Below are 14,734 nucleotides of genomic sequence, written 5' to 3' on the forward strand. Positions count from 1 at the left end.
CATCTACGTCTGTTCTAAAAATCGACCTTCTTCTCGACAGAAATTTTCCATTTTTTTGGAAAAAGAGGCATATTAAAACGCGTATTTTTCTTTGCTTGCTATCTGCAGCGAGATACATTATCTTGTTATCTTAATACATAAAAACAACTACATATTGTGGTTTTGCGCAAGTATGAACACAACTATGTTATTAAGTAATTGATTATTTATCCGTGGAGAAAGAAGAGCATGGACACCCAACCATCATCCATCACTTATGCCCCCCATTTTGAGATTACCCAGACCGCTCCGGGACTCATCAAGGTTATACGCCGCAATGGCACCGTAACCCCCTTCGACGCCACTAAAATCGCCGTTGCCATGACGAAGGCTTTTCTGGCTGTCGAGGGAGATACGGCAGTAGGTTCTTCCCGCATTCATGAAAAAGTGGCTGGTCTGACAAAAAAAATTGCTGACACATTCGTTCGCCGGCTGGCCAGTGGCGGCACAATACACATTGAAGAAATTCAGGATCAAGTTGAACTTGAACTGATGCGCACCGCTGAATACAAAGTGGCCAAAGCTTATGTGCTTTATCGCGAAGAACGGCGCCGTGCTCGTGAACAGAAGCAAATGGAAGCAGAGAATAAAAAAGCGGCATTTGTTTTACATGTGACCTTGCCTGACGGCACAGTGAAACCGCTCGATTTCGAATCGCTACAAAAACAAGTAGAAAGTGCCTGCGCCAATTTAACCAGCGTGTCACCGACTCTCATTGTTGAAGATGTTAAACGAAACCTGTTTGACAACGTGCCCATTCGTGAAGTTAACAAAGCACTGATCATGTCGGCTCGCACCCTCATTGAGAAAGAACCCAACTATACCTATGTCGCAGCTCGCTTATTGCTGGATGATTTGCGCCGTGAAGCGCTCGGCTTTCTGGAACTGAACGACAACCTTACCGCAAGTGAAATGCAAAATGCTTACGCTTCTTATCTGGAAGCTTATCTGGAAGCAGGCATCAAGCTGGAACTGTTGGACCCCCGATTAAAGACATTTGATCTTGCACAGATCGCAGCCGCCATCAAGCCCGAACGGGATCTGCAATTCACTTATCTTGGTTTGCAGACGCTCTATGACCGATACTTCCTCCATTGGGAAGGCATGCGGTTTGAACTGCCGCAAGCCTTTTTCATGCGCGTTGCCATGGGTCTTGCCATTGAGGAAAAAGAGAAAGAAAAGCGTGCCATTGAATTTTACAACCTCCTCTCTTCATTCGATTTCATGAGTTCAACGCCTACGCTTTTTAATTCGGGCACACTGCGTCCCCAGCTGTCGAGCTGCTACCTTACCACCGTGCCGGATGATCTTGACGGTATTTATGGCGCCATCAAAGACAATGCGCTGCTGTCCAAATATGCAGGCGGCCTGGGAAATGACTGGACTAACGTGCGCGGCATGGGCGCCCGGATCAAAGGAACCAATGGCAAATCCCTGGGTGTAGTGCCCTTTTTGAATGTCGCGAATGCCACTGCTGTCGCCGTCAACCAGGGCGGTAAACGCAAAGGTGCTGTTTGTGCTTATCTTGAAACCTGGCACAAAGACATTGAAGAATTCCTGGAACTGCGTAAAAACACAGGCGATGAGCGCCGTCGCACACATGACATGAATACCGCTAACTGGATTCCAGATTTGTTCATGAAACGCGTGGCGGAAAATCAGGACTGGATATTATTTTCACCAGACGAAACGCCTGATCTGCATGATTTATACGGCAAGGCATTTGAAGAAGCGTACGCCGCTTATGAAGCCAAAGCTGCGCGCGGTGAAATCAGAAACTTCAAGAAAATTCCAGCGGTGGTGCTCTGGCGTAAAATGCTGACAATGCTGTTTGAAACTGGCCATCCCTGGGTTACGTTCAAAGATGTTTGCAATCTGCGTTCACCTCAGCAGCACGTGGGTGTGGTGCACAGCTCCAATCTCTGCACGGAAATCACGCTTAATACGTCGCGTGATGAAATCGCGGTTTGCAATTTGGGCAGCATCAACCTCATTGCACACATGACGGAGAAAGGACTGGATCAGGAAAAACTGCGTCGCACCATTCACACAGCGCTGCGCATGCTGGATAATGTCATTGACATCAATTACTACTCCGTGCCGCAAGCGCGTAATTCCAATCTGAAACACCGTCCGGTAGGGATGGGCATTATGGGCTTTCAGGATGCGCTTTATATGCTGCGCATGCCTTATGCATCGCAGGAAGCGGTAGAATTTGCTGACCGCTCCATGGAACTCATTAGTTATTTTGCCATCGAAGCCTCCACTTATCTTGCAGAAGAACGCGGTCCTTATTCCACTTTCGACGGCTCGCTATGGAGCCAAGGAATTCTTCCCATTGATTCGATTGCCCTCCTCGAGCAAAATCGCGGCGGCTATCTGGAACTGGATAAGACACAGACACTTGACTGGAGCAAGCTGCGTGAACGTGTCATGAAAGTAGGGATGCGTAATTCCAATGTGCTTGCTATCGCGCCCACCGCAACCATCTCCAATATTTGTGGTGTGTCACAATCCATTGAGCCGACTTACCAAAACTTGTTCGTCAAATCGAATCTCTCTGGCGAATTTACAGTGATTAATCTTTATCTGGTTGCCGACCTGAAAGCAGAAGGATTATGGGATGAAGTCATGGTCAACGATCTCAAATATTTCAATGGCAGCGTCGCCAAGATCAGTCGCATGCCTGAGAAATTAAAACAGATTTACGCGACAGCGTTCGAAGTGGATCCGATCTGGCTGGTAGAAGCAGGATCACGCCGCCAGAAATGGATTGATCAATCGCAATCGCTTAATCTTTACATGGCGCAGCCTTCTGGTAAAAAACTGGATCAGCTTTATCGTCATGCCTGGATACGCGGTTTGAAAACAACCTATTACCTGCGCAGCATGGGTGCAACGAATGCCGAAAAAGCCACCATTGACGATCGGTCGCTGAATGCGGTGCAAGTTGAACCCGCTTCCACTGCAGAAGCAGCGCCTAAAGCCTGTTTGATCACCGATCCGACATGCGAGGCATGTCAATAACTGGAACGCCCGCTCGGCTCATCGTGCGGGCTGTTTTTAAAACCTTATTGCTAAAACTCCGTCTCAAGGACGGAGTTTCTGCACAGTGTGCAGCGAATAAAAAGATGGAGGACTGTATATGTCAACAGCAGTGAATATTGGCGGAGCTACTGGCCTGGAATTTGAAATGGGCGCGGCACGTTTGCAAGTCGATGACAAAAAAATTATTAATTGCCGCGCCGACCTTAATCAATTAGTCCCTTTTAAATATCAATGGGCATGGAAAAAATACCTGGATGCTTGCGCCAATCACTGGATGCCAAATGAAATTAATATGGCGGCAGACGTGGCACTCTGGAAAGACCCGCATGGTCTAACAGAAGATGAACGCATTATTATTAAGCGCAACCTTGGTTTTTTCTCAACGGCCGACTCACTGGTAGCAAACAATCTGGTATTGGCAGTGTATAGACACATTACCAATCCAGAATGCCGTCAATACCTGTTGCGGCAAGCATTTGAAGAAGCACTCCACACGCATGCTTATCAATATGTTATTGAAAGTTTAGGCATGGATGAAGCAGAAGTTTTCAATATGTACCGCGAAGTACCTTCGGTCGCTCGCAAGGCAGCCTGGTCATTGAAATATACACAAAGCCTGGGGGATCCCAATTTCCGCACCGGCACACTTGAAAATGACCAACGCCTGCTGCGTGATCTAATTGCTTTCTATGTGGTTTTTGAGGGTATTTTCTTTTACGTAGGCTTTACCCAAGTGCTATCCATGGGCCGCCGTAACAAGATGACAGGAACAGCCGAGCAGTTTCAGTATATTTTACGAGATGAATCCATGCATCTCAATTTTGGTATTGATGTCATCAACCAAATTAAAATAGAAAATCCACATCTATGGACGGATGAATTTAAACAGGAAATCATCGCCATGATCCGTGAAGGTGTAGACCTAGAATATGCTTATGCAGTAGATACCATGCCTCGTGGCATCCTGGGTTTGAATGCCGAAATGTTCAAGGATTACCTGCAATTCATCGCCAACCGCCGCTGCGCTCAAATTGGATTACCGCAGCAGTTTGCAGGCAGCACTAATCCTTTCCCATGGATGAGTGAAATCATGGACCTCAAAAAAGAGAAAAACTTCTTTGAAACGCGTGTTATCGAATATCAAACCGGCGGCGCATTGAGTTGGGATGATTGATTCGTATAGAATGACTCGTCTAAAAGGCAGGGAAGCTTCCCTGCCTTTTTTATTTATGCAAATAGAGAACTGCTAGAACATGTGAGAAAAAATAGGATGATGTTCAGAAACTCTCTGAATAATAGCGAAATTCAAAAAGCGGTATTGCGCGAAAAGCCTTCCATCAGGCTTTTTAATGTGCTTTGTAAAAGCAATTTACACGATAGCGAGTACCAGAACCTGCTCGTTTGCCATCATCTTAAAACACAGCCCCTTATTTCAGCCCATGACTTATTCATCGGATCTTATTTGTATCTCTGCGCTCTGGGATGTGAAGATGTAAGCAAAAAAACGACTATGTTAAAAAAAGCAGCTAACGCTTATGCCTCCTTCCACGCGCTCCAATATCTATTTTTTTCCATCCTGCTTCCCAGCCTAAAGGAACAGCCTAAAGAAAAATCCAGAATTACACAGGCAGAAAGAGAAATAATAGACTATGCCGAAAAGGCAAAAAAACATTTAACGCCAGGGTATCTTTTGTCCGCCCATGCTTACATCTGGTTGGCAGATTTATATCATCATGATGGAAATGCGGAGATCGAAGCTGCTCAAGCTTATAATCTAGCTCTGATTTATCTCTATTGTGCGCTTGAGCTTGAACCCTACTCAAAAGAAGCGATATATAATGCTTACGGACCGGAAGGACTCAGTAAAAGTAATGTCTTTGGGAACCGGGACATTCAAAGCATGATTAGCTATGCTTATGAAAAATATGCCATCTATTATGGCTCTGCCGAACGTCCTCACTTGTCATATTTTCATAAAGAAGCGAAAAAAATTATTAACGAAATAAAGCAGAACATCTCTGATCAATCCACTTCTCCGAGCCTAGTAATCCCCTCCATCTCGCGCAGCTAATCTGCCTAACTATTGCAGCAAAAAACGTCTTTTCTGCTAATAAATTCTTAAGCTGCCTCCTGTATGATTTTTACTTCAAAATAATAATTAAATCAGATAAATAAACACATAACGAGATAGGTATGATAAACAGATCCCATCCCGCCCATCCAAAGAAATCCAATTACATCCCCCCATTAAGGGCAAAGGGCCCCGTTGTTAGCGATCGGATGGTAATGCACCTTATCTTAAAAGAAGAAGATAAGGTGAACCATTTGCCAAACTATATAAATTTCTGCCAAGACATGCAAAAGGCTTTCGATAATATGCTTACTTCGCTGACAGAATTGGGTCAGGCTGCCGATTTTGTCAATCCTGGAAATTTTCCGGTTAACAAACAAGGATTATTAATTTTAAGAGACAGTATACGGCAATCAATTGAACCCTTATTTAAAGTCATTGAAATAGCATCGCTTGTAAAAGACACAGATAATCACATCAGACTGGCGCATCACATCTTTTCCTACACTCAAGTATTCAATATATGCCGCGAGCAATTTATACACTTTGCCATGCGGTTAGTATCCGATAAATTTATACCCCCCATTGTGCCGGATAAGACTACACAACTCTTCTGGTCAACCGATCTAGGACAAAGCAAAGCAAATGCCTATGCTTTGACGCACGATGCTATTACCGATACGCAAGCGTTAAAACATTTTGGTAGGATCGTAGCCGGATGGCGTCCGGGTGAAATGTCACTGACATATCAAAATAAGCACGGTAAATACCTTAACGTGTTTTATGATATGCTAAATTTAAAGACTAAGAATTCGCCTTTTGAAGATCTTCGAACTTTTTTTTGGGATGCCTACTCGGAAGTGTATGGTTCCCAGATAAGAAAAAACAGTCAAGTAAAAATATTCTTTCAGGGCTCGCTAACTCAAGATAATTTTTTCTGGCGCACAGAATTACCGCAAATCAGGAAGACGGAAAGCGCGATTTCCGCCATGGTCGCAACCAAAAAATTAGAGGGCGCTAAAATCAACCTGCCCGGTTCAATAGGCCAAACTATTTCAGATAGTGAAGTGATTTCGGTGAGTGCAGACGCTGCATCCATCACTATTTTTCTTAAAGGCGATACCCAGCTTCGCCTGCCAAAAAAAGAAAAAAATCAATACCTGTGTGAGTTATCCAACGAAAAACTCAATCTCAAAGAAATTTTTCAGTTAAGTGCAAGCGAGTGTCTGAACCTGATTAACCCATCCTGGAATGCTGTTTGGGCAGAAATTGAAGACGTAGATATTAATTTTACGCAATTAAGAAAAAGATTACCCCTCTATTCTGACAAGGCAAAAGCAGTTAAGGTTGAAATTCCGCAGACAGGTGAGGTGAGTGAGCAACTGGCTCAAGTAAGCAATGCCGGCCATGATTTATTTATCGCGTCCCAGCGCCATTTGAAACATACCTGGTTAAGCGCTTATAAAGCAGCCCGAAAAAAAAATGAAGTGCCTTTATTTGGTCCCAAATACATGATCAAAGTTTTCCTGCGCAAACACCCCGATATGCAACCCCATCATATACGCACTTTACTGCAGCAATTAAATGAACATTTGCATTCAGCATGGAAAATAGTTAGAGCAGAAAAACCAGGTAAAAGTGATCTCAGATTAGCATGGGATCAAATCTTGATAGACATTAAAAATGAACTACGCAACATTTTGGTCAGCAAAATAGCAGCGGGCGTCAAGCTTGAATACATCAAAAGCTTATCGGAAAAATATCCTTTTTCATGTCGGCTTATTCTAACTGTTGAAAAAGAAATTCATCAGTTACTCATGATACAAAACGCGTGGAAAAGCAGAAACCCAGCTCCCATGGCATTCAATTTGTGGAACAGCTTGCAGCAACCCGTTTTGCCATCCAGCTCAAGTTTGACCATAGGGACAAATAATATCAGTCCTAAAATAAACGGCACCAACCCATCAACATTAAAAGTACAATTATAACCGGCGGTCTATCAGGGCGGAAGCTTTGTTCTGTCCGCCCTGTTCAACCCTTATTTAGCGTTATTAAGAATATGGATCTGAGCGGATTTTTCTTTTTGCTGGCCACGCAGTATGCGGTACATGCCGATCAGACTAATGACTATCCACGCCAGTTCAATCACCACCGCGGATGTATTCCAGGCATAGAAAAGGGAAAACAGGATACCGGCTGCGCCAAGAAAATTAAGCAGCTGATAACCCATACTGTGTGCGGATAATTTATTGGTGCTTAATGCATAGTATGCTATCAGCAATAAAACAACCCCTGTCATGCCTACAGCGTCAGCTGATTTAGCAAGCATATCTGCGAATATCATTTCTTTTTACCTCGTTAATTAAGTAGACCCTTTGACGAATGCCAGGGCTTGTTGCAGCACCTCTACACCCGCATTGGTTTTATGAGCATGCTGGCTAAGATATCGACGCCAGGCCGCCGCCCCACGCTGACCCTGAAAAAGGCCCAGGATATGGCGCGTGATCGCTGTCAATTTTATCTTATTTTGAAGCTGTTCGTGAATATAGGGAATCAAATTTTGAATCACCTCAAACCGGCTTAAAACCTGTTTATCCGGGTAATATCGCGCCTGAATCTCGGCTAATAAATAGGGGTTGGCATACGCCGCGCGACCAATCATCACCCCATCAACATGGCTTAAATGGTCGTCTATTTCAGCCACAGTTTTAATCCCTCCATTCATAATGATGGTCAGCTGTGGGAAATCCTGCTTAAGCTGTCTCACCACGTCGTAACGTAGCGGCGGTATCTCCCTGTTTTGCTTGGGGCTTAATCCTGAAAGCCACGCCTTTCGGGCATGGACAATGAAAAGACGGCACCCTGCACTGGCAATGGTACGGATAAAATGACAAAGCGCCTCATACGAATCCTGGTAATCTACCCCAATGCGACACTTGACGCTAACGGGAATCTGTACAGCATGCTGCATGGCTGAAATGCATTCGGCAACAAGTTGGGGCGCCTGCATCAGGCAGGCACCAAACTGGCCTGAACTTACCCGAGGGCTGGGGCAGCCAACATTGAGGTTCACTTCATCGTAACCGGCTTCCTCTCCCATCACCGCACAACGCGCCAGCAGCGCTGGGTCGCTGCCGCCTAATTGCAATGCCAGAGGATGTTCGTCTGGATGAAAAGCGAGAAGATACCGCGGGTCACCATGTATCAAGGCCTGGGTGGTGATCATTTCAGTATAAAGCCGAACGTTCGGCGCAATCAGGCGCAAAAAATACCGATCATGGCGATCAGTATAATCCATCATGGGTGCCACAGAAACGAGGTGGGACAGTAGATTCATCGAATTTATATTTTTAATCATAAAGTTATAACAACAAATGGCTGCACTTTCTTTTAGACTGTTAATGGTCTATTAAGATACAGTAATTAGAATAACACTTCAAAAAAACGATTGAAATTTAAAAAAGGTATCATTATGGCGAAGTGGCGAGACATTCCCTCTACTAACGATTGGCAAACCCTGTGCGGGGTGTGCACATTACCCACTGATTCGGCAGCCAGCGCATTATTGGATAAAATAACGGGCCAAATTGCAAGTTACCATAGGCTGGTTAAAACCGATTTTGGCGCGGTCGAGGAACGTATTACCCAACTTATTGCTATCGGCCAAGCTGCCCAGAATTATTTGGATTTGTATGCTCGAGAAAACGATGATCCGACTAATATAAAAAAATCCTTGTCTGGCAGTATCGATCCCTGGATCCGTTATCTATTAAACCAAAGTCTTAAAAAAGCGCGTTACCTGGAAGCGATCAAGCCTTTCTCGCAAAAATATCCTTCGCAGAAGGACTTGAGAGCCAAACTGCAAGCGCGCGATGTCAAACGGAAGATGGGAAAGGCAAACAAATTTTTGTCCCTAGATGGCGGAACTTTTCTTGAGCGGGAAGACCCCTGTCATCGTGATTTCGAATTTCGTTATAATAATATGAAGCTATGGACCAATCCTTCTTCTTCCTTGTCTAATTCATTATTTTTTACTTATATGCAAGACAGCCATGAAAGTTCCTTTTTTCTCTGGTTGGAAGATCATCCAGCCACTGTTCTAACACCTGCCGTTAGTAAAGACTGGGATGAAATATATCGCAGCAAAATCAAAAAAATTGATTATGCGCCTAAGGACATGATCACTATCACGGTTGATAAAACAGCGTATCAATTAGTGGATACAAATGCCTCGGCACCTACGCCGCTTGAAACCAGAAAAATGAAAAATCTCGCTTTGAAAGTTGGCTCTCCCTGGGGAGCTGCTGCATTTGTGTGGTCAAAAGAAGACAAAAATAAATTTATTACCCATCCACATCGAGCAGGCAAATTCCATCATTCTTCATTAGCGAAAGGAAAAAAAGTCAGATGTTCCGGCATGTGGCTAGTTAGCAATGGTAAAGTTCTTCAAATCAATAATAGCAGCGGCCATTACAAACCGGATTCATTGCAATTTTATAAATTGATTCGCTTTCTGAATAAAAATCATTTACTGACAGAGGATACGTTAATTGCTGATATGACCCGTCCGCCTGAGCTAAAGGATGAAAACCAGCTTTTTGCCGGTGTCAAAAGCCAATACTATCGTTTAGCCGAATATTTAAAATGGGCAGAGGAACTACCTGATGTGAAAGAGTATCTGGCAAAAAAAATGGAAATACCAAGCTCCCCTATTCATGAATAATGGCCGATTAAATCATCACGCCATTCCGACAGTAACAGTACTAAAAAAACGCTAGAACTCCCGTCTGCGCAGGATGCCAAGACATAGTATAATTTTATGATTTATATGATAAAACTTTATACCTAAGCAAACCATTCCTGTTTTTTTTGCACAGATAAAAGCTTAGATTTTATGCATCTTGTTTTAATTCAGTTTGATGATGAGCATCTGTGCGATCTAATTTTTTTTCATTTTTTGCTTGGACTGCTTTCGTTTTGGGCGATCGCGGTGAATGGCCTTTAGCATAAACAAGCTGACTACCCGCTATAGCAAATATACTCATTATAATAACCAGTGCCTTCATTATTTTCTCTCCATGAAATATGCTTTCCAAATAATATAAGAGTTGCGAAAAAATTTCTACTCATCTAACGTTAGGATAAATAAATAATGGAGCAATAAGTCATGGTTGGAAGGAATGATTTTAAATTTAATTTAGGGTTACCTACCTTATTAGGCGAATGGAGAAAAATCTTTTCGCGTGATTATTTCATCGCAGATGCGACTGCTGGCATGACAGTAGCATGCGTTGCCATCCCCCTGTCTTTAGCCATTGCATTGGCATCCGGGGTCCCTCCTGCTACAGGGTTGATTACTGCCATCATTGCTGGCCTCGTATGTGCTTTTTTTGGTGGCACACCACTTGCCGTGAGTGGTCCAGCGGCAGCAATGTCTATTTTGATTGCAGACATCGTGGAAAAATTTGGTATCCCATCGTTAATATTGATTGGTTGTATTGCTGGATGCATGCAATTATTAAGTGGCATTGTGGGCATCGGTAAATTAGGCAGATTTGTTCCCTTACCTGTGATATCTGGTTTTACTGCAGGCATCGGTGTCATTATTATTATTGGACAATTACCGCGTGCATTTGGAATTGCACCACCGCCAGAAACACATATTTTTTCTGTATTAACCCATCTTAATAATTATTTGCATACGATCGATGGAACTTCCCTCTTTCTAGTGGCAATTACTATAGGTATCATTCAAGGAATACCTAAAATCACGAATAAGATACCAGCCATTTTATGTGCCGTGGTAATTTCAACATTAGTGACTTATTTTTTTCAGCTGAATACCGTTGAGTTGATTGGCGCCATTCCCAACCGCTTGCCTGCGCCAGTTTTTCCCAGCCTAACTGATATTTCTCTCTCTGAGTTAATTTTTAATGCTCTGGTCATTTATTTATTGGCCTCTCTCGAAACCCTGTTATCGTCCAGCTCCGCCGATAAAATTTCGGGTGGCAAGAAACATGATCCAGACCAAGAACTCATTGGCCAAGGACTTGGAAATATTGTCGTAAGTTTGTTTGGGGGCATTCCGATTACGGGTGTTATTGCCCGTACGGCTATTAATATTAGAGCAGGCGCGAGAACAAGGCGTGCCAGCATTATTCATTCATTTATCATCCTGGCCGCTGTTTTATTTATTTCACCAATTATTAGCGCTATTCCTATAGCTGCACTAGCCGGCGTATTATTCTGTGTTGCATTCTCAATGATAAATTATCGAGAATTTCGTAATTTATGGAAAACAGCTCGTTCAGATGCCATCATTTACGCCGTAACATTTTTTACGATTGTCTTCGTAGATTTGCTAGCTGGCATTCAAGCGGGTATTGTGGCTGCTTGCTTAATCGTATTATGGCGGTCAAGCAAAACCCATTTACACATTTCAACGACATCACAAGATGATGTGCTGCGCATTTCATTAGTCGGCGCTTTGACCTTTTTATCAACGGGCAAAATCGCCGGCTTGCAAAAACAACTTGCAACAAAACAGAAAAAAACAATTATTATGGACCTTGCCAGCATTCGCAATCTTGATATTTCTGGCACGACTTGTATCGTGGATTTATATAACTATTGCAAATCAAATAATATTCAATTTTATATCAAAGGCTTGCCAAAACGTTTTGAATTATTATTTAAATTATGCGAAGGAGAGGAGTTATTAAGCGAATATTATGTGGTTTATGAGCATGAACTACGTAAAAAAGGCACACAATCTGTACCTGTAAGTACTTATGGCCGATTAGTGCATGGCATTAATCGTTTTTATCTCGAGCGGAAACACAACGATAAACGTTTATTTGAATTTATCACGCAGTCGCAAGATCCACATACATTATTCATTACCTGTTCTGATAGCCGTATTATTCCATCCATGATTACGTCTGCTGATCCGGGTGAATTATTTATCGTTCGAAATATAGGCAATTTCATTCCACCTTATCAAGAAGAAAGTCCATTTAGTGAAGGTGCCGCTTTGCAATTCGCGCTTAGCACTTTTGACATCACCGACATTGTTATATGTGGTCACGCCAATTGCGGGGCTATCAATGCTTGTGACAAAATTGATGCCTCCGCACCCTCTATCCTCTTTTCCTGGATTAATCGTATCAAGAACCAATTAGGCCATCATTCTCACGCTTCGCTGAATGAAAAAGTGCGTATAAATGTATTAAATCAAATCGGAAACTTGAAAACTTATCCTATTATTCAGCAAAAATTACAGGATAAATGCTTAAACATTCATGGATGGTTTTTTGATTTCGATGAAAGCCTGGTCTATGAATGGCGTCAACATGAGAATGAATTCAAGTCCATCGTGTTGCAAGAAGAACCACAAGCTGTTTAACGGAAATAAGTGACTAGGCCGCTCACTTGATATCATGCGAGCGGCTCGGCCGCTTCGCAGCCCTCCTCAGAGCGAACGGTTAGAAATTTTGTCGTGTACAGAGTCCAAATACGAATTAATAGATAAATTTTATTTCAAAAAATAAAATATCGCACAAGAATGTTCGTTGCCATGACTTTATATGCATTAGTTCCGATCTAATCTGACACTTGCTACTTGAAAAAAGTAAGGTTACCCGTTTTGATAGTTATGTCGAGTAAAAATCAAAACATTAAAGAGGTAACCTTATGTACGAGTGTACGCAAAAAATCATTAAAAACAAGGTCGGTCTGTTAAATTTGGCAGAAGAGCTAGGGAATGTATCAAGAGCCTGCAAGGTAATGGGCTTCTCCAGAGATACGTTTTATCGTTATAAATCAGCAGTTGAGCAAGGAGGCATTGAGACCTTGTTCGACAAGAGCAGACGGCAGCCAAACATCAAGAACCGCACCGATGAAGCTACAGAGAATGCTGTATTGGACTATGCCATTGAGTACCCCGCGCATGGTCAATTAAGAGTCAGTAATGAGCTTAGGAAAAGAGGTGTTTTTGTTTCTCCTAGCGGTGTTCGTTGCATCTGGCTAAGGCATGATTTGGCATCATTTAAACAGCGTCTAACCGCACTGGAAAAGAAATCTGCCGAGGAGAACTTAATTCTAACTGAAGCACAACTGGCCGCGCTAGAACGCAAAAAAGACGATGATATGGCCTGCGGTGAAATTGAAACAGCACATCCTGGCTATCTTGGTTCACAAGATACCTTTTATGTTGGCAATCTCAAGGGTGTTGGGCGCATTTATCAGCAAACATTTGTTGATACCTACTCCAAAGTGGCTCATTGCAAGCTATATACCACAAAAACACCGATTACATCTGCTGACCTGTTAAATGATCGTGTGTTGCCATTCTTTGAAGAACAAGGCTTGGGCTTGCTGCGCGTATTAACGGATCGTGGCACTGAGTTTTGCGGCAAGGTAGAGCAACACGATTACGAGTTGTATTTGGCGCTCAATGATATTGAGCACACCAAAACGAAAGCTCAATCACCCCAGACCAATGGCATCTGTGAACGCTTTCATAGGACGATTCTGAATGAGTTTTATCAGGTTGCTTTCCGAAAGAAAGTTTACACAACTATTGACGAGTTGCAAAAAGATCTGGATGATTGGCTCGGTTATTACAACAATGAACGCACACATCAGGGTAAAATGTGTTGTGGCCGAACTCCGATGGCGACATTGATTGATGGTAAAAGAATCTGGAAGGAAAAAGTTGATAATCTCAACTTGAACTGACAGTAAAACCGTAACTGAAAAACGGGTAACTGTCAGATCAAGTCGGAACTTTTACACTTTATAGTTAATAAAAAAGCCTGGATGTTGTTACCATCCAGGCTTCGCAAACAATGATGTTTAGGACTTGTTAGACCTGGTTTTTACTTTAAACTCACCAGTTTTTTCCAGCATTTGTGCGAATTCAGTAGGTGTAGTCAAAGCGTTTGGTTTGGGAATTTTACTGTTTCCGCCAAACAAAGTGTCTACCACTGAATACCCTGTGGAAACACAATTCTCTAACTTTGGCTCAGGAATGTTATGGTGATCATCTTCGGCTACCGATACTTCAGCAAAGTGATCGCCAACCGTAGGATCAAAACCTAGGTTTTTCCTGTGTGCCATTGTTGATTTTCTCGCTATTGAAGGAGAGTGATGCAGAAAACTAGCCATGAACCTTGAAAAGCCATTCTCTCCCATAAATGAATACAGTACTTCCTTTTTCTCTATCTTTTTTTCAAGCTCTTTTTGATGATTAACAACACGTCTATATTCTTCCGGAGATAACTGTTTTTTAAAAATATAGTCTGCTTGTTTTTTATCTTCTTTGGGATCAGTAGCATTTGCGCCGGGGACAGGTATGGAAAAAATATTAAGCATACCCAGGGTGCTAGGCTCAAAGCTGGTCACCGTTTTTTCTTTCCCATGCTTAGATACAGCAGACACGTGACCACAGATTCCTTCGCTAGGATTGGTTCCTTTCACTAAAACTTTCAACACCGGCCCTTTATCAGGCTTTTGGATCTCATTTGGGTTTCTAGTATTTGACATTTTAGTCCTCGTTTTATGCTAGTAAGTCAA

At 42.8% G+C, this 14,734-nt stretch carries 11 protein-coding genes; 7 read left to right on the forward strand and 4 right to left on the reverse strand.

What is annotated here, in order from left to right:
- The first annotated feature begins 228 nt into the window (after positions 1–228).
- From AQUSIP_RS05610 to AQUSIP_RS05625, 4 genes are all read left to right on the forward strand, one after another.
- The gene (locus AQUSIP_RS05610) at positions 229–3,066 is read left to right on the forward strand and encodes a ribonucleoside-diphosphate reductase subunit alpha (protein WP_114833904.1); all 2,838 of its coding nucleotides are present in this window, start codon (positions 229–231) and stop codon (positions 3,064–3,066) included.
- A 118-nt stretch (positions 3,067–3,184) separates the two neighbouring features.
- Positions 3,185–4,261, forward strand: coding sequence for a ribonucleotide-diphosphate reductase subunit beta (locus AQUSIP_RS05615; RefSeq protein WP_114833903.1), 1,077 nt, complete (start codon positions 3,185–3,187; stop codon positions 4,259–4,261).
- A 96-nt stretch (positions 4,262–4,357) separates the two neighbouring features.
- Positions 4,358–5,158 carry a DUF5630 domain-containing protein gene (locus AQUSIP_RS05620; RefSeq protein ID WP_147277467.1) on the forward strand — a complete coding sequence of 267 codons (801 nt, stop codon included), beginning with the start codon at positions 4,358–4,360 and terminating at the stop codon, positions 5,156–5,158.
- Positions 5,159–5,280: 122 nt separating this feature from the next.
- Entirely contained in the window at positions 5,281–7,146 is a 1,866-nt protein-coding gene (locus AQUSIP_RS05625; protein WP_114833901.1) for a hypothetical protein, read from the forward strand.
- Between the two features lie 50 nt (positions 7,147–7,196).
- On the opposite strand, the gene AQUSIP_RS05630 is transcribed toward AQUSIP_RS05625, so the two are convergent.
- Positions 7,197–7,502 (reverse strand): CBU_0592 family membrane protein, encoded by a 306-nt coding sequence (locus AQUSIP_RS05630; protein ID WP_114833900.1) that lies wholly within the window; start codon positions 7,500–7,502, stop codon positions 7,197–7,199.
- Positions 7,503–7,520: 18 nt separating this feature from the next.
- The gene (dusA, locus tag AQUSIP_RS05635; protein ID WP_114833899.1) at positions 7,521–8,516 is read right to left on the reverse strand and encodes a tRNA dihydrouridine(20/20a) synthase DusA; all 996 of its coding nucleotides are present in this window, start codon (positions 8,514–8,516) and stop codon (positions 7,521–7,523) included.
- 114 nt (positions 8,517–8,630) lie between these two features.
- Between dusA and AQUSIP_RS05640 the strand changes: the two genes are divergently transcribed.
- The gene (locus AQUSIP_RS05640; RefSeq protein ID WP_114833898.1) at positions 8,631–9,881 is read left to right on the forward strand and encodes a hypothetical protein; all 1,251 of its coding nucleotides are present in this window, start codon (positions 8,631–8,633) and stop codon (positions 9,879–9,881) included.
- A gap of 169 nt (positions 9,882–10,050) precedes the next feature.
- Here AQUSIP_RS05640 and AQUSIP_RS12340 read toward each other — a convergent pair whose 3' ends face one another.
- Positions 10,051–10,224 carry a hypothetical protein gene (locus AQUSIP_RS12340; RefSeq protein ID WP_170131757.1) on the reverse strand — a complete coding sequence of 58 codons (174 nt, stop codon included), beginning with the start codon at positions 10,222–10,224 and terminating at the stop codon, positions 10,051–10,053.
- A gap of 101 nt (positions 10,225–10,325) precedes the next feature.
- Here AQUSIP_RS12340 and AQUSIP_RS05645 point away from each other — a divergent pair, with 101 nt between their 5' ends.
- On the forward strand, positions 10,326–12,563 hold the full coding sequence (locus AQUSIP_RS05645) for a bifunctional SulP family inorganic anion transporter/carbonic anhydrase (RefSeq protein ID WP_114833897.1): 2,238 nt from the start codon (positions 10,326–10,328) through the stop codon (positions 12,561–12,563).
- Positions 12,564–12,850: 287 nt separating this feature from the next.
- Complete coding sequence (locus AQUSIP_RS05650; RefSeq protein WP_114835537.1) at positions 12,851–13,897, forward strand: IS481 family transposase; 1,047 nt, start codon at positions 12,851–12,853, stop codon at positions 13,895–13,897.
- A 117-nt stretch (positions 13,898–14,014) separates the two neighbouring features.
- Here the strand turns inward: AQUSIP_RS05650 and AQUSIP_RS05655 are convergent, their stop codons facing one another.
- Complete coding sequence (locus AQUSIP_RS05655) at positions 14,015–14,704, reverse strand: hypothetical protein (RefSeq protein WP_114834598.1); 690 nt, start codon at positions 14,702–14,704, stop codon at positions 14,015–14,017.
- Between the last annotated feature and the right edge of the window lie 30 nt (positions 14,705–14,734).

Origin of the sequence: Aquicella lusitana (assembly GCF_902459475.1) — a bacterium.
In the GTDB taxonomy this organism is placed as follows: Bacteria; Pseudomonadota; Gammaproteobacteria; order DSM-16500; family DSM-16500; genus Aquicella; species Aquicella lusitana.

Coding starts and splice junctions, on each gene's coding strand:
- AQUSIP_RS05610 (WP_114833904.1), top strand. CDS start 229: ATGGACACCCAACCATCATCCATCACTTATGCCCCCCATTTTGAGATT.
- AQUSIP_RS05615 (WP_114833903.1), top strand. CDS start 3,185: ATGTCAACAGCAGTGAATATTGGCGGAGCTACTGGCCTGGAATTTGAA.
- AQUSIP_RS05620 (WP_147277467.1), top strand. CDS start 4,358: ATGATGTTCAGAAACTCTCTGAATAATAGCGAAATTCAAAAAGCGGTA.
- AQUSIP_RS05625 (WP_114833901.1), top strand. CDS start 5,281: ATGATAAACAGATCCCATCCCGCCCATCCAAAGAAATCCAATTACATC.
- AQUSIP_RS05630 (WP_114833900.1), bottom strand. CDS start 7,502: ATGATATTCGCAGATATGCTTGCTAAATCAGCTGACGCTGTAGGCATG.
- dusA (WP_114833899.1), bottom strand. CDS start 8,516: ATGATTAAAAATATAAATTCGATGAATCTACTGTCCCACCTCGTTTCT.
- AQUSIP_RS05640 (WP_114833898.1), top strand. CDS start 8,631: ATGGCGAAGTGGCGAGACATTCCCTCTACTAACGATTGGCAAACCCTG.
- AQUSIP_RS12340 (WP_170131757.1), bottom strand. CDS start 10,224: ATGAAGGCACTGGTTATTATAATGAGTATATTTGCTATAGCGGGTAGT.
- AQUSIP_RS05645 (WP_114833897.1), top strand. CDS start 10,326: ATGGTTGGAAGGAATGATTTTAAATTTAATTTAGGGTTACCTACCTTA.
- AQUSIP_RS05650 (WP_114835537.1), top strand. CDS start 12,851: ATGTACGAGTGTACGCAAAAAATCATTAAAAACAAGGTCGGTCTGTTA.
- AQUSIP_RS05655 (WP_114834598.1), bottom strand. CDS start 14,704: ATGTCAAATACTAGAAACCCAAATGAGATCCAAAAGCCTGATAAAGGG.